Here is a 17,249-nt window from a genome sequence, read left to right as displayed (position 1 = left end):
GTGGATTCGTCCCTACCGTCGTCGGCATGACTCTTCGCACCCGTACCTCACCGTCCTCCGGAGCCACCAGCGGCCCCGGCCGCTCCTACGGCTCCGACGGCCGCACCCGCCGCCGTGTCGGCCGCCGCGCACCCGTCCCGCCGTCCCCCGCCCTGCGGCGCCGTGCGGAGGCCCTGCTGGACGCCGGCGCGGTCCGCGAGGCCCCGCCGGACGTCCCGCCGGGTGTCCCGCGGGCCGGCCCGGCGGACGCCTCCGCCCTGTCCGGGGCCGTTCCGGCTCCCGTAGGGAGCGGGTGGGCGCTCGCGGTGCGGGAGCGGATGCCGGTGTGGGTACAGACGCGCTGCGGGTGGGAACCGAAGACGCTGGGCGCCGTCGCGGTGGTGCTGGTCGTCGCGGTGGGGTTCGCCGGGCAGCAGTACTGGTCGGCGCGGCCGCAGCCGGTGACCGCCCCCGCCGTCTCGGCTCCACCGCCGGCCCCGGCCGGGGCCGTCTCCGTCCCCTTCGCCACCACCGGCCCGGCCCGGGCTCCGGCGGTCCCGTTCCTGGCTGCGCCGTCCACGTCCGCGGCGGCGCCCTCCGCCGATGCCCGGATCGTCGTCGACGTCAGCGGCAAGGTCCGGGCGCCGGGGGTCCGGCGGCTGCCCGCCGGGTCGCGGGTCGAGGACGCACTGGCCGCCGCGGGGGGCGTGCAGCCGGGGACGGACACCTCCGGATTGAACCGGGCCCGGATCCTGGTGGACGGCGAGCAGGTGCTCGTCGGCGTCCTCGCGCAGCCCGCGCCCGGCGGTCCCGGTCCGGGCGGTCCCCGTCCCGGTCAGGGTCCCGGCCCGGTGAGCCTCGCCACCGCCACGGTCGAGCAGTTGGACGGACTGCCCGGCGTCGGCCCCGTGCTGGCCCGGCACATCGTCGACTACCGCACCGCGCGCGGGGGTTTCCGCTCCGTGGAGGAACTGCGCCAGGTCAACGGCATCGGTGACCGGCGCTTCGCCGACCTGCGCGCCCTGGTCCGGCCGTGAACCGGCCGACCGGCCCCCCGGGCCCGGTGGACCTGCGGCTCGCGGTGCCCGCCCTCGCCGCCTGGGCGGCGGCCGCGCTCGCCCTCGACGCGCCGCCCGTGCGGACGGCCGTCGGGGTGGGACTCGCGGCGGCGGGCGCGGGCTCGCTCGTGTGGGTGGCGCGGCGCCCACGCGGGCGCCGGTGGGCGCTCGGGACCACGGCGGCGGCCGTCCTGCTCTGCGCGGCGGCCGGAGCGGCGGTGGCCGGCCTGGAGCGGGCCGGGGCCCGCTCCGGTCCGGTGGCCGGGCTCGCCCGGCAGCAGGCCGTGGTCACCGTGGAGCTGACGATCGGATCGGACCCGCGGCGGGTCGGGACCGGCGCGGGGCCGCCGGTGCTGCTCATGGACGCCGAGGCGACCCGGGTGACGGGACCGGACGGGAGGCGGGCGCGGGTGAGCACACCCGTGCTCGTGATGGCGGCGCACCCCGAGTGGGCCCGGCTGCTGCCCTCGACCCGGGTGCGGACCACGGCCCGGCTGGCTCCGGCCCGCGCCGGGGAGCGGGCGGTGGCCCTGCTGCGGCCGGCGGGGAACGCGCCGCCCGCCGTCACCGCCGGCCCGGACCTCGCGCAGCGCGTCGCGGGGCGGCTGCGGGCCGGTCTGCGCACGGCCACCGACGGCCTCGCGCCCGACGCCCGGGCCCTGCTGCCGGGGCTGGTGGTCGGGGACACCGCCCGGGTGCCGGCCGATCTGCACGACGCCTTCCGCGCCACCGACCTGCTGCACCTGCTCGCGGTGTCCGGGTCCAACCTCACCGTGGTCCTGTTCCTGCTGATCGGCCCGGCGGGCAGCGCGCAGTTCGCCGAGCGGCGCGGTCTGGCGCCCCGGCTCGGACTCTCGCTGCGGGGGGCGGCCCTCGGCGGGGCGGCCCTGACCCTGGCCTTCGTGGTGGTCTGCCGGCCGGAGCCGAGCGTGCTGCGGGCGGCCGCCTGCGGGGCGGTCACCCTGCTGGCCCTCGCCACCGGGCGGCGCCGGTCCCTGATCCCCGCCCTGGCCGCGGCCGTCGTGCTGCTCGTGCTCTACGACCCGTGGCTCGCCCGGAGCTACGGCTTCCTGCTCTCGGTCCTGGCCACCGGGGCTTTGTTGACCCTGGCGCCCCGTTGGAGCGAAGCCCTGCGGCGCCGGGGGGTGCCGTTCCGGCTCGCCGAGGCGCTGGGCGCCGCCGCGGCCGCGCAGGCGGTGTGCTCGCCGGTGGTGGCGGTGCTCGCGGCCCGGGTCAGCCTGGTGGCGGTGCCGTGCAATCTGCTCGCCGAGCTCGCGGCCGGCCCCGCCACGGTGCTGGGCTTCGCCGCGCTCGCCGCCGCCCCGGTGTGGATGGACGGCGCGCGGGTGATCGCCTGGTGCGCCGGGGTGCCCGCCGGGTGGATCGCCTCCGTGGCCAGGACGGGGGCGGGGCTGCCGGGTGCGGAGTTGTCCTGGCCCGGTGGGATCGGTGGGGGCGTGCTGCTGGCGGTGGTCACCCTGGGCCTCGTGTGGCTGGTGACACGGCTGGGTCGCTACCGCTGGGCCTGCGCGGTGACGGCCCTGCTCCTGCTCCTCGCTCTGCTGAGGCCCCCGCAGCTGACCCGGACCCTGACCGGCTGGCCCCCGCCCGGATGGCGCTACGTGCAGTGCGCGGTGGGCCAGGGGGACGCGGGCGTGCTGTCCGCGGGACCGGGGACGGCCGTGGTCGTGGACACCGGCCCGGAGCCTGGCCCGGTGGACGCGTGCCTGCGGGCCCTGGGGGTGCGGCGCGTGCCGCTGTTGCTCCTGACGCACTTCCACGCGGACCACGTGGGCGGGCTGGCCGGGGTGCTGCGCGGACGGGCGGTCGGGGTGATCCAGACCACCACGCTGGCCGAACCGCCGGGCCAGGTCGAGTTCGTCCGGCGGACCGCGGCGGCGGCCGGCATCGCGGTGGAGGGGGCCCGGGCGGGGGAGCGGCGCCGGATCGGTCCGTTGTCCTGGGAGGTGCTCTGGCCCCCGCCCGCCGGGCCGGGGGCGGGGCCACCGCCCGACGGCCCCAACGACGCCAGCGTGGCCCTCCTGGTCGACAGCGCCGGGCTGCGGCTGCTCCTGCTCGGCGACCTCGAACCGGCCGCCCAGCGGCAATTGCTGAGGGAGCGTCCGCTGCTGGGGCCCGTGGACGTGCTCAAGGTCGCCCACCACGGCTCCGCGCACCAGGACCCCGCGCTACAGGCGAGTATCGCCGCACGCATCGCGATCGTTCCGGTCGGAGCCCGGAACCGCTACGGTCACCCGGCGGCGGACACGCTCGCGCGCCTGCGGGCGGCGGGGGCGGTCGTGCTGCGCACCGATACCGACGGTTCGGTGGCGATCGCCGGAGCGGGCCCGGGGCTACGGGCATTTCCAGCCGGTCGACGGCGCGGGCGGCGCGGGCATACCGGGTGTGACCGTTCTGTTTGCCCCCAACCCAACTGCATGATCGAATGCGTTTTCGCCAGAACGATTCAAGACCACTCAAGTCCACACAGCGCACGGGGGTGCATCGACCATGTTCAGTCGCCGACGGGGTATGGAGACGGGCGCGGGCTCCGGCCCACCCGGATCCGCGACGCTGACGCTGCCGCCGATGGCGGGTCTGCTCAGCTGCCGGGTCCTCGACACCGTTCACCAGCCGGTCCGCCAGGCCCGGTTCGAGGTCACCGATCCGATCGGCCGACGGATCGTCAGGGGGGAGACCGACCCCTACGGCGGGTTCATCGCGGCGGTTCCGGAGGGGGAGTACCGGCTGGCCGTCACGGCCGAGGGGTACGCGCCGTACCACGGGGCGACGATCGTCGGGGAAGGCGCTCCGCGGCAGGGCCCGGCGGAGATCGTGCTCGACTCCGTCGAGCCGCCGCTGCTGCCGCGGCCCGGGCACTGGGAGTTGGACCCCGCGCACTCCTCCATCGGCTTCACGGCCCGCCACATCGGCCTGGCCCGTATCCACGGCCGGTTCAACACCTTCGCCGGTGCGGTGCGGATAGCCGACCGCATGGAGGACTCCTCCATGCACGTGATCATGGACACGGCGAGCATCGACACCGGGGTCCGGCTGCGGGACGACCACCTGCGCTCGGCGGACTTCCTGGACGCGCAGCGCCATCCGACGGTGGAGTTCTACAGCGAGCGCTTCATCCACCGCAGCGGAAGCCGCTGGGCCGTGGCCGGAGCCCTCACCCTGCACGGCGTCAGCCGCTCCGTCACCCTGGACGCCGAGTACCTGGGGGTGGGCACCGGCCTGGAGGGGGAGACCCGGGCCGCGTGTCGGGCCACGGTCGAGCTGCACCGCGAGGACTTCACCCTCAACTGGCAGTCGATGCTGGCACACGGCATCGCGGCGATCGGCATGAGCGTCGAGGTCAAACTCGACGTCCAGATCATCCACAAGGCATAGACCTGCTCTTTCGGATCTTGCCGGGCGCCCCACGACGCGCGCTGGTCCGGCAAGGTCTGGAAGAGGGGGCCCGGCGCCTTCGGTGGGTCAGACGGTGTCCTGGACCGGCAGCGCCGCCACCATCGGATGGTCCTTCTCGATCAGGCCGAGCCTCGCGCCGCCGCCGGGGGAGCCGAGGTCGGCGAAGAACTCGGCGTTCGCCGCGTTGAACGGCCGCCACGGCTCTGGGGTGTCGTCCTCGAAGTAGATCGCCTCGACCGGGCAGACCGGCTCGCAGCCGCCGCAGTCGGTGCACTCGTCGGGGTGGATGTAGAGCATCCGCTCCCCCTCGTAGATGCAGTCGACGGGGCACTCGTCCAGGCATGCCTTGTCCCTGACGTCCACACAGGGCAGGGCGATCACAAACGTCATCGGGCTGCCGTCCTCTCCGGGTCGGTGCTGCTTGCCGCTCTGGCGTAGCCGAACGTAGGGCCTCAAGGAGACTTGAGGTCAAGAGGAGGTCTGCATGAGGACTCATCAGCCCGGCGGTGCCAGGGCCACCCCCGACGACTGGCTGGGCATCGGCGAGGTCAGCGCGCGGACCGGGGCGGCGGTGTCCGCCCTGCGGTTCTACGAGGAACTCGGCCTGATCGCGTCCGAACGCGACGAGCGCAACCAGCGCCGCTACCCCCGGCACATGCTGCGCCGGGTCGCCCTGATCTCGGTGGCGAAACGGATCGGCATCCCGCTGCAGGACCTCCGCGAGGCGTTCGACGACGTACCGCTCGACCGGCCGCCGAGCCACCAGGAGTGGCAGCGCGCCTCGCGCGGCTGGAAGCGCCGTCTGGAGGAGCGCCGGCAGACCATCGAACGACTCGAGGCCGAACTCACGGGGTGCATCGGCTGCGGCTGCCTCTCGATGAAGGCCTGCGCCCTGCTGAACCCTGGCGACGCACTCGCCGAGGACGGTGCCGGACCCCGACGCCTGTAAGGGGTTCCGGGGGCGCGGTGCGGGGTTACGGGGCTTCGAGCCAGCCGTCGTGGTCGGCGGCCAGGTCGTCCAGGGCCGTGGTGTCGAGGAGTTCCTTCGGGTCCTCGACGACCACGAGCCACTGGGCGTCCTCGGCGTCGTCCTCGCCGGCCAGTGCCTCACGGACCAGCTGCGGCTCCTCGGGCAGGCCGAAGCGGTCGACCAGCTCCCGGGCCACCTCGTCGGCGGCGTCGCGGTCGGGCAGGACCAGTACATGTCGCAGGTTCACCGGAACATTCTCCGGCATGCGGGGCGGGGCGCTGTCAGTGCGGCGTGGGATGCTGGAGGCGATGGCCACCAGGAAGAACTCAACCGACGATCCGCTCGCCCCGCTCACCCTCGCGGTGGGCCAGGAGGACCTGCTCCTCGACCGCGTGGTGCGGGAGGTGGTGGCGGCCGCCCGGGCCGCCGACGCCGACACCGACGTGCGCGACCTCGCGTCCGAGCAGCTCCAGCCCGGCACGCTGGCCGAGCTGACGAGCCCTTCGCTCTTCTCCGAGCGCAAGGTCCTGATCGTGCGCAATGCGCAGGACCTGTCCGCGGACACGGTCAAGGAAGTCAAGGCGTACCTCGGCGCGCCCTACGAGGAGATCGTCCTCGTCCTCCTCCACGCGGGAGGCGTCAAGGGCAAGGGCCTGTTGGACGCGGCCCGCAAGGCGGGGGCCCGGGAGGTCGCCTGCCCGAAGATGACGAAGGCGGCGGACCGGCTCTCGTTCGTCCGGGGCGAGTTCCGGACCCTGGGCCGGTCGGCGACCCCGGAGGCGTGCCAGACCCTGGTCGACGCCATCGGCAGCGATCTGCGGGAGCTGGCGAGCGCGGCGGCCCAGCTGTGCGCGGACGTCGACGGAGTGATCGACGAGGCCGTGGTCGGCCGCTACTACACGGGCCGGGCGGAAGCCTCCAGCTTCACCGTCGCGGACCGCGCGGTCGAGGGCCGTGCGGCCGAGGCCCTGGAGGCCCTGCGCTGGTCCTTGTCCACGGGGGTGGCGCCGGTCCTGATCACCAGCGCACTGGCCCAGGCGGTCCGGGCGATCGGCAAACTCGCCTCGGCCCCCCGCGGGGCCCGCCCCGGCGACCTCGCGCGCGACCTCGGCATGCCGCCCTGGAAGATCGACCGGGTCCGGCAGCAGATGCGCGGCTGGTCGGCGGACGGCGTCTCGGAGGCCCTGCGGGCCGTCGCGCAGGCCGACGCGGGCGTCAAGGGCGGCGGTGACGACGCGGCGTACGCGCTGGAGAAGGCGGTCGTGGCGGTGGCCCGCGCCGCCCGCCCCCGCCAGCCCAACCACTGACCCCAGCACCCCCGACCCCCGGCCGCTCCCACCCGGCACACCGCCCACCGCGAGCCCCCACCCGGCGCACCGCCCACCGCGAGCCCCCACCCGGCGCACCGCCCACCGCGAGCTCCCACCCGGCGCACCGCCCACCGGGAGCCCCCACCCCAGCCCCTTCCGGGCCGGGACGCGCGAAGGCCCCGGTGGCTCCCCTGGGGAAGGGGGGCCGCCGGGGCCTTCGGTTGCTGCTGTTGTGCGCCGCACCCGCGTGGCGAACGCAGGCCGTGTGCGGCGCGGGGTGCCGGTCAGGAGCGGGAGAGAGGGCCCGCTGGGTCCTTTCCGGCGTTCACATCAGAAAGCTCAGCCCTGCAGGGCGGCAACCTTGATAGCCAGCGCCGACTTCTTGTTGGCGGCGGCGTTCTTGTGGATGACGCCCTTCGAGACAGCCTTGTCGAGCGCACGCGAAGCGGCGCGAGAAGCCACGGTGGCCTTCTCGACGTCACCGGCGGCGGCGGCCTCGCGGGCCTTGCGGATCGCGGTCTTGAGCGACGACTTGACGGCCTTGTTACGCAGGCGCGCCTTCTCGTTGGTCTTGTTCCGCTTGATCTGGGACTTGATGTTCGCCACGAAAGAGCCTTTTCAGGTTCAGAGTTTGATCTTCGGATTGTGTGCCGTCTGCTGAGAGGGCATGCGACACACAGCTGCCCAGGCTACCAGCCGCGCTCCGACCGGCCCAAACCGGCCGCACTGCGTCGGCCATGGGACCATGGGAGTCTGCGTATAGATCCGACATCGCGCCGATGAGGGCGACGAGATCAGACTTCCGCGCTGACACCGCTTTCCGACTGCGACCCGAGAATCAGGACACTGCGTGCCCGCGATCCCTAGCCACGTGCCCGAGCCGAGCCGTACCGACCCGGCGCTGATCCGCAACTTCTGCATCATCGCGCACATCGACCATGGCAAGTCGACCCTCGCCGACCGGATGCTCCAGCTCACCGGCGTCGTCGACTCTCGGCAGATGCGCGCCCAGTACCTCGACCGCATGGACATCGAGCGTGAGCGCGGCATCACGATCAAGTCGCAGGCGGTCCGTCTGCCCTGGGCCCCCACCGTCGGTCCCGATCAGGGCAGCACGCACGTGCTGAACATGATCGACACCCCCGGTCACGTCGACTTCACCTACGAGGTCTCCCGCTCCCTCGCCGCGTGCGAGGGCACGGTCCTCCTCGTGGACGCCGCCCAGGGCATCGAGGCGCAGACCCTCGCCAACCTGTACCTGGCGATGGAGAAGGACCTGGCGATCGTCCCGGTGCTGAACAAGATCGACCTGCCGGCCGCCCAGCCGGAGAAGTTCGCCGAGGAGCTCGCGAACCTGGTCGGCTGCCAGCCCGAGGACGTGCTGCGCGTCTCGGCGAAGACCGGTGTCGGCGTGGACGCCCTGCTCGACAAGATCGTCGCGACCGTTCCGGCGCCGGTGGGCGTCAAGGAAGCCCCCGCCCGCGCGATGATCTTCGACTCGGTCTACGACTCGTACCGCGGCGTCGTGACGTACGTCCGTGTGGTCGACGGCCAGCTCAACAAGCGCGAGCGCATCCGGATGATGTCCACGGGCGCCACGCACGAGCTGCTGGAGATCGGCGTCTCGTCCCCGGAGATGACCCCGTCCGACGGCATCGGCGTCGGCGAGGTGGGCTACATCATCACCGGCGTGAAGGACGTCCGTCAGTCCAAGGTCGGTGACACCATCACCAGCCTGCACAACGGCGCGACCGAGCCCCTCGGCGGCTACAAGGACCCGAAGCCGATGGTCTTCTCGGGCCTGTACCCGCTCGACGGCTCCGAGTACCCGGACCTGCGCGAGGCCCTGGACAAGCTCCAGCTCAACGACGCCGCGCTCGTCTACGAGCCGGAGACCTCGGCCGCGCTGGGCTTCGGCTTCCGCGTCGGCTTCCTCGGCCTGCTGCACCTGGACGTGGTCCGCGAGCGCCTGGAGCGCGAGTTCGGCCTCGACCTGATCGCCACCGCGCCGAACGTGGTCTACCGGGTCGTCCTGGAGGACGGCAAGGAAGTCACCGTCACCAACCCGAGCGAGTTCCCCGAGGGCAAGATCTCGGACGTGTTCGAGCCGGTCGTGCGGGCCACCCTGCTCGCGCCCTCCGAGTTCATCGGCGCGATCATGGAGCTCTGCCAGCAGCGCCGCGGCACCCTCCTCGGGATGGACTACCTCTCCGAGGACCGCGTCGAGATCCGCTACACGCTCCCCCTCGCCGAGATCGTCTTCGACTTCTTCGACCAGCTGAAGTCCAAGACGCGCGGCTACGCCTCCCTCGACTACGAGCCCACCGGCGAGCAGGCCTCCGGTCTGGTCAAGGTCGACATCCTGCTGCACGGCGACAAGGTCGACGCCTTCTCCGCCGTCACGCACAAGGACGCGGCCTACGCCTACGGCGTGCGCCTGGTCGCCAAGCTGCGCGAGCTCATCCCGCGGCAGGCCTTCGAGATCCCGATCCAGGCCGCCATCGGCTCGCGCGTCATCGCCCGCGAGACCATCCGCGCCATCCGCAAGGACGTCCTCGCCAAGTGCTACGGCGGTGACATCTCCCGTAAGCGGAAGCTGCTGGAGAAGCAGAAGGAAGGCAAGAAGCGGATGAAGATGGTCGGCTCCGTGGAGGTCCCCCAGGAGGCCTTCATCGCGGTGCTGTCCAGCGACGACTCCGGCGGCAAGAAGAAGTAGTACGGAGAAGGGGTACGAGGAGCGGTAGCGGCCTCGCCCATGTCGACGGAACGGGTCCCCGCACAGGCGTGCGGGGGCCCGTTTCGTTATGAACCGGCCGCCCGCCGGCCCTTACGCACCGGTGGGGCGGCCATCTACTCTGATCACTGCTCGTTGGTTACTCGCCAGTCACAAGAAACCCGCCAGTCCCCACGTCTTCACGCCCTGCCGCGTGGACCGGTACGGAGGATGTCGTGAGCGACACACAGACCATGATCGAGAACCGCCCGCCCACCGTGGCGGCCCTCTTCCTTGAGCGCGTCGCCGCGACTCCGAACGGCGAGGCCTACCGCTATCCGGTCATCGCGGCCCCGGGCCAGGGACCGGACGAGTGGAAGTCGCTCAGCTGGGGGCAGGCGGCCGAACGGGTCTTCGCCATCGCCGCCGGCCTGGTCACCCTCGGCGTACGGTCCGAGGAGCGCGTCGCCCTCGCCTCCAGCACCCGCGTCGAGTGGATCCTCGCCGACCTCGGCGTGATGTGCGCGGGAGCCGCGACCACCACCATCTACCCGAGCACCAACGGCGAGGAATCGGCGTTCATCCTCGCCGACTCCGACAGCCGGGTGCTGATCGCCGAGGACGCCGCCCAGCTCGCGAAGGCCCGCGCGCACCGCGCCGACCTTCCCGGCCTGGCCCACGTCATCGTGCTGGAGGCGGCCGACGCGGTCGCGGTCGAGGGGGACCCGCAGGACTGGGTGCTCTCGCTCGCCGACCTCGAAGCGCGCGGCGCCGAGCACCTCGCCAAGCACCCCGAAGCCGTCCGGGAGCGGATCGAGGCGATCACCGCCGACCAACTCGCCACGCTCATCTACACCTCCGGCACCACGGGCCGCCCCAAGGGCGTGCGGCTGCCGCACGACAACTGGTCGTACATGGCCAAGGCCACCGTGGCCACCGGCATGATCTCCGCGGACGACGTCCAGTACCTGTGGCTGCCGCTGGCGCACGTCTTCGGCAAGGTGCTCACCTCCGGCCAGATCGAGGTCGGGCACGTCACGGCCGTCGACGGCCGGATCGACAAGATCATCGAGAACCTGCCGATCGTCCAGCCGACCTACATGGCGGCCGTCCCGCGCATCTTCGAGAAGGTCTACAACGGGGTCGCGGCCAAGGCGCGGGCCGCCGGCGGCGCCAAGTACAAGATCTTCAAGTGGTCGGCCTCCGTCGCCCGCGAGTACGCCAAGGTCACCCAGGACAACTTCCGCCGCACCGGTCAGGCCAAGGCCCCCCTCGCCCTCACCGCCAAGCACCGCGTGGCCGACGCGCTCGTCTACTCCAAGCTCCGTGACGCCTTCGGCGGCCACCTGCGCGCCGCCGTCTCCGGCTCCGCCGCCCTCGCCCCCGAGATCGCCTACTTCTTCTCCGGCGCCGGCATCAACATCCTGGAGGGCTACGGCCTGACGGAGTCCAGCGCGGCCAGCTTCGTCAACCCCGGCGAGGCCTACCGCACCGGCACCGTCGGCAAGCCGCTCCCCGGCACCGAGGTCCGCATCGCCGACGACGGCGAGATCCTGCTCCGCGGCCCCGGCATCATGGAGGGCTACCACAACCAGCCCGACAAGACCGCCGAGGTGCTCGAAGCGGACGGCTGGCTGCACACCGGCGACATCGGCGAGCTGTCCCCCGACGGCTACCTGCGCATCACCGACCGCAAGAAGGACCTGATCAAGACCTCGGGCGGGAAGTACGTCGCCCCCGCCGAGGTGGAGGGCCGCTTCAAGGCGATCTGCCCCTACGTCTCCAACATCGTCGTCCACGGCGCCGACCGGAACTTCTGCTCCGCGCTCATCGCCCTCGACGGCCCCGCCATCCTGGGCTGGGCCGCCGAGAACGGGCTGGAGGGCAAGACGTACGGCGAGGTCGTGGCCGCGGCCGAGACCAAGCGCCTGGTCGAGACGTACGTACAGACCCTGAACGAGGGCCTCCAGCGCTGGCAGACGGTCAAGACCTTCCGACTGCTCCCGCGCGACCTCGACGTCGAGCACGGCGACCTCACGCCCAGCCTCAAGCTGAAGCGGCCGGTCGTCGAGCGCGAGTTCAAGGCGCTCATCGACGAGATGTACGCGGGCTCGAACGAGGCCTGACCCCGACCGGAACCCACCGCCGCCGGCCCCCGGGGCCGGGCGCCCGCACGCCGCGCCCGGCAGGGGTCGGCGTGCGGGACAATGGGGGCATGCCTTCCGCCCTCCCCGACGGGGAACCCATGCCCGAAGACGGCTCGCTGCCGTCGCACGCCCTGGCGGGTGCGGCGGACCGGCCGCTCGGGTTCTACCTGCACGTCCCGTACTGCGCCACGCGCTGCGGCTACTGCGACTTCAACACCTACACCGCCACCGAGCTGCGCGGCACCGGCGGCGTGCTGGCCTCCCGCGAGAACTACGCCGACACCCTCATCGACGAGGTGCGCCTCGCCCGCAAGGTGCTCGGCGACGACCCGCGGTCCGTCCGCACGGTCTTCGTCGGCGGCGGTACGCCCACGCTCCTGCCCGCCGCGGACCTGGTCCGGATGCTCGCGGCGATCCGGGACGAGTTCGGCCTGGCCGAGGACGCCGAGATCACCACCGAGGCGAACCCGGATTCGGTCGACTCCGCGTACCTCGCCGAGCTGCGGGCCGGCGGCTTCAACCGCGTCTCCTTCGGCATGCAGAGCGCCAAGCAGCACGTCCTGAAGGTCCTGGACCGCACGCACACCCCCGGCCGCCCCGAGGCGTGCGTCGCGGAGGCGCGGGCGGCCGGCTTCGAGCACGTCAACCTCGACCTGATCTACGGCACCCCCGGGGAATCGGACGACGACTGGCGGGCCACGCTGGACGCCGCGCTGGGCGCCGGGCCGGACCACATCAGCGCCTACGCGCTGATCGTCGAGGAGGGCACGCAGCTGGCCCGCCGGATCCGCCGGGGCGAGGTCCCGATGACCGACGACGACGTGCACGCCGACCGCTACCTGATCGCGGACTCCGTCATGGCGGAGGCCGGCTACCACTGGTACGAGGTCTCCAACTGGGCCACGACCGAGGCCGGGCGCTGCCTGCACAACGAGCTGTACTGGCGCGGGGCGGACTGGTGGGGCGCGGGGCCGGGTGCGCACTCGCACGTCGGCGGGGTGCGGTGGTGGAACGTGAAGCACCCCGGTGCGTATGCCGCGGCGCTGGCGGGCGGGAGGTCGCCCGGGGCCGGGCGCGAGCTGCTGTCCGCGGAGGATCGGCGGGTCGAGCGGATCCTGCTGGAGCTGCGGCTGCGGGAGGGGTGCCCGCTGTCCCTGCTGGCTCCGGCCGGGCTCGCGGCGGCCGGGCGGGCGCTGTCCGACGGGCTGTTGGAGGCCGGGCCCTACGGGGTGGGGCGTGCGGTGCTGACCCTGCGGGGGCGGCTGCTGGCGGACGCGGTGGTCCGCGACCTGGTCGACTGACCCCGGCCCGGGCCGGCTCCGGCGCCGCGCCGGGGCGCTGCCGCCGCCTGGCAAACCCTCCGGGGGCGCCTCAAACGCCGGCGGGGCTGGATGTGGTGCCGCCTGGGCCCATTCAGCCCGCCCGGCGTTTGAGGGCCCGCCGGAGGCGACGGCGGGGGTTGTGGGTGCCTGGAGCGCCGGTGGGGCTGGATGTGGTGCGCCTCAAACGCCGGCGGGGCTGGATGTGGTGCAGCCTGGGCCCATTCAGCCTGCCCGGCGATTGAGGGCCCGCCGGTAGCGATGGCGGGGCTGGGTGTGGTGCAGCCTGGGCCCATTCAGCCTGCCCGGCGATTGAGGGCCCGCCGGGGGCAGGGGGGTTAGGGGGCTGTGACGAAGTCGATTAGTTCTTCTACGCGGCCCAGGAGTTCTGGTTCCAGGTCCTGGTAGGAGTGGACGCGGGACAGGATGTGCTGCCAGGCGGCGCCCGTGTTCGGCGGCCAGCCCAGCGCGCGGCAGACGCCCGTCTTCCAGTCCTGGCCCCGGGGGACCACCGGCCAGGCCGGGATGCCGAGGGCGGACGGCTTCACCGCCTGCCAGACGTCGACGTACGGGTGGCCCGCGACCAGGACGTCCGGCGAGGTCACCGCGGCGGCGATGCGGGACTCCTTCGAGCCGGCCACCAGGTGGTCCACCAGCACGCCCAGGCGCGCGTCCGGCCCCGGGGCGAAGTCCGCCACGATCGCCGCGAGGTCGTCGATGCCCTCCAGGTACTCCACCACCACGCCCTCGATGCGCAGGTCGTCGCCCCAGACCCGCTCGACCAGTTCGGCGTCGTGGCGGCCCTCCACGTAGATCCGGCCCGCCCGCGCCACCCGCGCCCGTGCGCCCGGGACGGCGATCGAGCCCGAGGCCGTGCGCGCGGGGGCCGCCGGGGCCCTGGAGGGGCGCACCAGGGTCACCACGGCCCCGTCCAGCAGGAAGCCGCGCGCCTCCATCGGGAACACCCGCCGCTTGCCGAAGCGGTCCTCCAGGGTCACCGTGCCCGCCTCGCAGCCGACGACGGCCCCGCAGAAGCCCGTACCGGCCTCCTCGACCACCACGTCGAGGTCCGCGGGGACCTCGGGGACGGGGCGGGGGCGCTTCCACGCGGGGGTCAGGTCGGGCGAGTACTCACGCATCCGGCCGACGCTAGGAGGCCCGTCGGCCTCACGCACGCGACACGCCGTACCGCAGGGCCAGTGTGTCGCGTTGCGCACGCACGAAGGCCGCGTCGACCACCGCTCCGTGACCGGGCACGTACAGCGCGTCGTCGCCGCCCAGCGACAGCAGCCGGTCCACGGCGGCGGGCCACCGCGCGGGCACCGCGTCCGGGCCCGCCTGCGGCTCCCCGGACTCCTCGACCAGGTCCCCGCAGAAGACCACCTCCCGGTCGCCCGGCACGAACACCGCGAGGTCGTGCCCGGTGTGCCCGGGCCCCACATTGGCCAGCAGCACCTGCACCCCGCCCAGCTCCAGGGTCCACTCGCCCGACACCAGGTGCCCCGGGACGACCAGCGACTCGGTCGCCCGGACCGCCTCCGCCCGCGCCAGCCCGTGCCGCACGGCGTCCTCGCGCAGCCCGTCACGGCCGGTGGCCAGCAGCGCGTCGAGGCCCACCGCGCCGTACACCTCGGCCTCCGGAAAGGCCGCCGCACCCAGAACGTGATCGAAATGGCCGTGCGTGAATGCGATATGCGTCACCCGGCGGCCCGTCATCCGCTCCGCCGCCGCCCGCAGCCCCGCCCCCTCCGGAAGGGAGGATCCGGGGTCGATCAGCAGGACCGCGTCATCGCCCACCACCAGCCCCGCGGTGCAGTCCCACACCGGCAGTCGCAGCCGGCCGGACCGTTCGGTCAGCCGTTCCCAACCCGCGTCTTCCCAACTCACGTCCATGCGGCGACGCTAGTCGAGCGGTCGCCCCCCGCGCGGTACCTTGACGGGCCGCCCTTGCTAACGCCGTACGTACCCGCCGTACACTGACCGGGGGATCTCTGGCACTCACCGACCGCGAGTGCCAGCGGCACCCGCCATGACGGCCGGTGGACAGGCTCCACACGAACAGGCATCACAGACGGAGGTGTGCGCGATGCTCAGCGAACGCAGACTCGAAGTGCTCCGCGCCATCGTCCAGGACTACGTCGGGACGGAGGAGCCGGTCGGCTCCAAGGCGCTCACCGAGCGGCACCGGCTCGGCGTCTCGCCCGCCACCGTGCGCAACGACATGGCCGTGCTGGAGGAAGAGGGCTACATCGCCCAACCCCACACCAGCGCGGGGCGCATCCCCACGGACAAGGGCTACCGCCTCTTCGTCGACAGGCTGGCGGGCGTCAAGCCGCTGTCGACGCCCGAGCGCAGGGCCATCCAGAACTTCCTCGACGGCGCCGTGGACCTCGACGACGTCGTCGGTCGCACGGTGCGGCTGCTGGCGCAGCTCACCCGGCAGGTCGCCGTCGTCCAGTACCCCAGCCTGACCCGCTCCACCGTCCGCCACGTCGAGCTGCTCCTGCTGGCCCCGGCCCGCCTGATGCTCGTACTGATCACGGACACCGGTCGGGTCGAGCAGCGGCTCATCGACTGCCAGACGCCCTTCGGGGAGACCTCCCTGGCGGACTTGCGGGCGCGGCTCAACAGCCGGGTCGTCGGCCGTCGGTTCACCGACGTGCCGCCGCTGGTGCAGGACCTCCCGGAGTCCTTCGAGAGCGACGACCGGGCGACGGTGTCCACCGTCCTCGCGACGCTCCTCGAATGCCTCGTGGAGGACGCCGAAGAACGGCTGATGATCGGCGGCACCGCCAATCTCACCCGCTTCGGACACGATTTTCCCCTGACGATCAGGCCGGTGCTCGAAGCGCTGGAGGAGCAGGTCGTGCTCCTCAAGCTGCTGGGCGAGGCCAGTGAGTCGGGAATGGCCGTACGGATCGGGCACGAGAACGCCTACGAGGGGCTGAACTCCACGTCGGTCGTCTCGGTCGGTTACGGTTCGGGCGGCGAAGCAGTCGCCAAACTCGGCGTGGTCGGACCGACCCGCATGGACTACCCCGGAACGATGGGAGCGGTACGCGCAGTGGCACGTTACGTCGGACAGATCCTGGCGGAGTCGTAAGTGGCCACGGACTACTACGCCGTACTCGGCGTGCGCCGCGACGCTTCCCAGGACGAGATCAAGAAGGCCTTCCGGCGCCTCGCGCGTGAACTCCACCCGGACGTGAATCCGGACCCGAAGACGCAGGAGCGCTTCAAGGAGATCAACGCGGCCTACGAGGTGCTGTCGGACCCGCAGAAGAAGCAGGTCTACGACCTCGGCGGCGACCCGCTGTCCTCCTCGGGCGGCGGCGGAGCGGGCGGGTTCGGAGCCGGCGGCTTCGGCAACTTCTCGGACATCATGGACGCCTTCTTCGGGCAGGCCTCGCAGCGCGGACCGCGCTCGCGGACCCGCCGGGGCCAGGACGCCATGATCCGCCTCGACCTGGAACTGGACGAGGCGGCCTTCGGGACGACCAAGGACATCCAGGTCGACACGGCCGTCGTCTGCACCACCTGCTCCGGTGAGGGCGCCGCACCCGGCACCTCGGCGCAGACGTGTGACATGTGCCGCGGCCGCGGCGAGGTCTCGCAGGTCACCCGGTCCTTCCTGGGCCAGGTCATGACCTCGCGGCCCTGCCCGCAGTGCCAGGGCTTCGGCACCGTGGTCCCGACCCCGTGCCCCGAGTGCGCGGGCGACGGTCGGGTCCGTTCCCGCCGCACCCTCACGGTCAAGATCCCGGCCGGTGTCGAGAACGGCACCCGCATCCAGCTCGCGGGCGAGGGCGAGGTCGGCCCCGGCGGCGGCCCCGCCGGCGACCTCTACGTCGAGATCCACGAGCTGCCGCACTCGACCTTCCAGCGCCGCGGGGACGACCTGCACTGCACGGTCACGATCCCGATGACGGCGGCCGCCCTGGGGACGAAGTGCCCGCTGGAGACCCTGGACGGCCTCGAAGAGGTGGACGTCCGCCCCGGCACCCAGTCGGGCCAGTCCATCCCGCTGCACGGCCGCGGCGTCACGCACCTGCGCGGCGGCGGCCGGGGCGACCTGATCGTCCACGTCGAGGTCATGACCCCGAACAAGCTGGACGCGCAGCAGGAGGAACTGCTGCGCCAGCTGGCGAAGCTGCGCGGCGAGGAGCGGCCCACCGGGCAGTTCCAGCCCGGCCAGCAGGGCCTCTTCAGCAGGCTGAAGGACGCCTTCAACGGGCGTTGATCGCTGCGGTGGGGGGGGGGGGGGGGGGGGGGGGGGGGGGAAGGGGGGGGGGGGGAGGGAAAGGGGGGGGGGAAAGGGAGGGTCTTTTTGGGGGGA

The 17,249-nt window shown here is 73.1% G+C and carries 14 protein-coding genes and 1 pseudogene; 10 read left to right on the top strand and 5 right to left on the bottom strand.

Features of this window, described 5'->3' with window-relative positions:
• The first annotated feature begins 26 nt into the window (after window positions 1-26).
• The 3 genes and pseudogenes from ACZ4UB_RS30110 (at window position 27) to ACZ4UB_RS30100 (ending at window position 4,433) form a co-directional block, all read left to right on the top strand.
• Window positions 27-1,016, top strand: a complete 990-nt coding sequence (locus tag ACZ4UB_RS30110) for a ComEA family DNA-binding protein (protein ID WP_468074970.1) — start codon at window positions 27-29, stop codon at window positions 1,014-1,016.
• Window positions 1,013-3,400 (top strand): annotated as a pseudogene (locus tag ACZ4UB_RS30105) (ComEC/Rec2 family competence protein); the annotation flags it as partial. The gene ACZ4UB_RS30110 and the pseudogene ACZ4UB_RS30105, both read left to right, overlap by 4 nt.
• 148 nt (window positions 3,401-3,548) lie before the next feature.
• On the top strand, window positions 3,549-4,433 hold the full coding sequence (locus tag ACZ4UB_RS30100) for a YceI family protein (protein ID WP_468074968.1): 885 nt from the start codon (window positions 3,549-3,551) through the stop codon (window positions 4,431-4,433).
• 87 nt (window positions 4,434-4,520) lie between these two features.
• Here ACZ4UB_RS30100 and fdxA read toward each other — a convergent pair whose 3' ends face one another.
• Entirely contained in the window at window positions 4,521-4,844 is a 324-nt protein-coding gene (gene fdxA / locus ACZ4UB_RS30095; RefSeq protein ID WP_468074966.1) for a ferredoxin, read from the bottom strand.
• Between the two features lie 94 nt (window positions 4,845-4,938).
• On the opposite strand from fdxA, the gene soxR reads away from it, so the two are divergent.
• Window positions 4,939-5,403 (top strand): redox-sensitive transcriptional activator SoxR, encoded by a 465-nt coding sequence (gene soxR / locus ACZ4UB_RS30090; protein WP_354380213.1) that lies wholly within the window; start codon window positions 4,939-4,941, stop codon window positions 5,401-5,403.
• A gap of 25 nt (window positions 5,404-5,428) precedes the next feature.
• Here the strand turns inward: soxR and ACZ4UB_RS30085 are convergent, their stop codons facing one another.
• Window positions 5,429-5,689, bottom strand: coding sequence for a hypothetical protein (locus ACZ4UB_RS30085; RefSeq protein WP_354380212.1), 261 nt, complete (start codon window positions 5,687-5,689; stop codon window positions 5,429-5,431).
• A gap of 43 nt (window positions 5,690-5,732) precedes the next feature.
• On the opposite strand from ACZ4UB_RS30085, the gene holA reads away from it, so the two are divergent.
• Entirely contained in the window at window positions 5,733-6,731 is a 999-nt protein-coding gene (gene holA / locus ACZ4UB_RS30080) for a DNA polymerase III subunit delta (protein WP_354380211.1), read from the top strand.
• A 342-nt stretch (window positions 6,732-7,073) separates the two neighbouring features.
• On the opposite strand, the gene rpsT is transcribed toward holA, so the two are convergent.
• On the bottom strand, window positions 7,074-7,340 hold the full coding sequence (gene rpsT / locus ACZ4UB_RS30075; RefSeq protein WP_468074963.1) for a 30S ribosomal protein S20: 267 nt from the start codon (window positions 7,338-7,340) through the stop codon (window positions 7,074-7,076).
• Between the two features lie 244 nt (window positions 7,341-7,584).
• On the opposite strand from rpsT, the gene lepA reads away from it, so the two are divergent.
• The 3 genes from lepA to hemW all read left to right on the top strand — a co-directional run bounded on the left by lepA (window position 7,585) and on the right by hemW (window position 12,895).
• Entirely contained in the window at window positions 7,585-9,450 is a 1,866-nt protein-coding gene (gene lepA / locus ACZ4UB_RS30070; RefSeq protein WP_468074960.1) for a translation elongation factor 4, read from the top strand.
• Between the two features lie 233 nt (window positions 9,451-9,683).
• A complete protein-coding gene (locus ACZ4UB_RS30065) occupies window positions 9,684-11,573 on the top strand; it encodes an AMP-dependent synthetase/ligase (RefSeq protein ID WP_468074958.1) in 1,890 nt (629 codons plus the stop codon).
• 89 nt (window positions 11,574-11,662) lie between these two features.
• Complete coding sequence (gene hemW / locus ACZ4UB_RS30060; protein WP_468074956.1) at window positions 11,663-12,895, top strand: radical SAM family heme chaperone HemW; 1,233 nt, start codon at window positions 11,663-11,665, stop codon at window positions 12,893-12,895.
• Window positions 12,896-13,251: 356 nt separating this feature from the next.
• Here the strand turns inward: hemW and ACZ4UB_RS30055 are convergent, their stop codons facing one another.
• Both ACZ4UB_RS30055 and ACZ4UB_RS30050 read right to left on the bottom strand, forming a co-directional pair.
• Entirely contained in the window at window positions 13,252-14,052 is an 801-nt protein-coding gene (locus tag ACZ4UB_RS30055) for a DUF3097 domain-containing protein (protein WP_354380206.1), read from the bottom strand.
• Between the two features lie 28 nt (window positions 14,053-14,080).
• The gene (locus tag ACZ4UB_RS30050; RefSeq protein ID WP_468074954.1) at window positions 14,081-14,806 is read right to left on the bottom strand and encodes an MBL fold metallo-hydrolase; all 726 of its coding nucleotides are present in this window, start codon (window positions 14,804-14,806) and stop codon (window positions 14,081-14,083) included.
• Between the two features lie 193 nt (window positions 14,807-14,999).
• Here ACZ4UB_RS30050 and hrcA point away from each other — a divergent pair, with 193 nt between their 5' ends.
• Both hrcA and dnaJ read left to right on the top strand, forming a co-directional pair.
• Entirely contained in the window at window positions 15,000-16,016 is a 1,017-nt protein-coding gene (gene hrcA / locus ACZ4UB_RS30045; RefSeq protein ID WP_354380204.1) for a heat-inducible transcriptional repressor HrcA, read from the top strand.
• Entirely contained in the window at window positions 16,017-17,153 is a 1,137-nt protein-coding gene (gene dnaJ, locus ACZ4UB_RS30040; protein ID WP_354380203.1) for a molecular chaperone DnaJ, read from the top strand. It abuts the gene before it with no gap.
• Window positions 17,154-17,249 lie beyond the last annotated feature (96 nt).

The organism is Streptomyces sp. NPDC028419 (genome assembly GCF_055565515.1).
Note: the sequence above shows the minus strand (reverse complement) of the source record. Positions and strands in the feature narration are given on the sequence as shown.

What these genes read in the sequence shown, in the direction of transcription:
- ACZ4UB_RS30110 (WP_468074970.1), top strand. Translation starts at nt 27, where the DNA reads ATGACTCTTCGCACCCGTACCTCACCGTCCTCCGGAGCCACCAGCGGC.
- ACZ4UB_RS30100 (WP_468074968.1), top strand. Translation starts at nt 3,549, where the DNA reads ATGTTCAGTCGCCGACGGGGTATGGAGACGGGCGCGGGCTCCGGCCCA.
- fdxA (WP_468074966.1), bottom strand. Translation starts at nt 4,844, where the DNA reads ATGACGTTTGTGATCGCCCTGCCCTGTGTGGACGTCAGGGACAAGGCA.
- soxR (WP_354380213.1), top strand. Translation starts at nt 4,939, where the DNA reads ATGAGGACTCATCAGCCCGGCGGTGCCAGGGCCACCCCCGACGACTGG.
- ACZ4UB_RS30085 (WP_354380212.1), bottom strand. Translation starts at nt 5,689, where the DNA reads ATGCCGGAGAATGTTCCGGTGAACCTGCGACATGTACTGGTCCTGCCC.
- holA (WP_354380211.1), top strand. Translation starts at nt 5,733, where the DNA reads ATGGCCACCAGGAAGAACTCAACCGACGATCCGCTCGCCCCGCTCACC.
- hemW (WP_468074956.1), top strand. Translation starts at nt 11,663, where the DNA reads ATGCCTTCCGCCCTCCCCGACGGGGAACCCATGCCCGAAGACGGCTCG.
- ACZ4UB_RS30055 (WP_354380206.1), bottom strand. Translation starts at nt 14,052, where the DNA reads ATGCGTGAGTACTCGCCCGACCTGACCCCCGCGTGGAAGCGCCCCCGC.
- ACZ4UB_RS30050 (WP_468074954.1), bottom strand. Translation starts at nt 14,806, where the DNA reads ATGGACGTGAGTTGGGAAGACGCGGGTTGGGAACGGCTGACCGAACGG.
- hrcA (WP_354380204.1), top strand. Translation starts at nt 15,000, where the DNA reads ATGCTCAGCGAACGCAGACTCGAAGTGCTCCGCGCCATCGTCCAGGAC.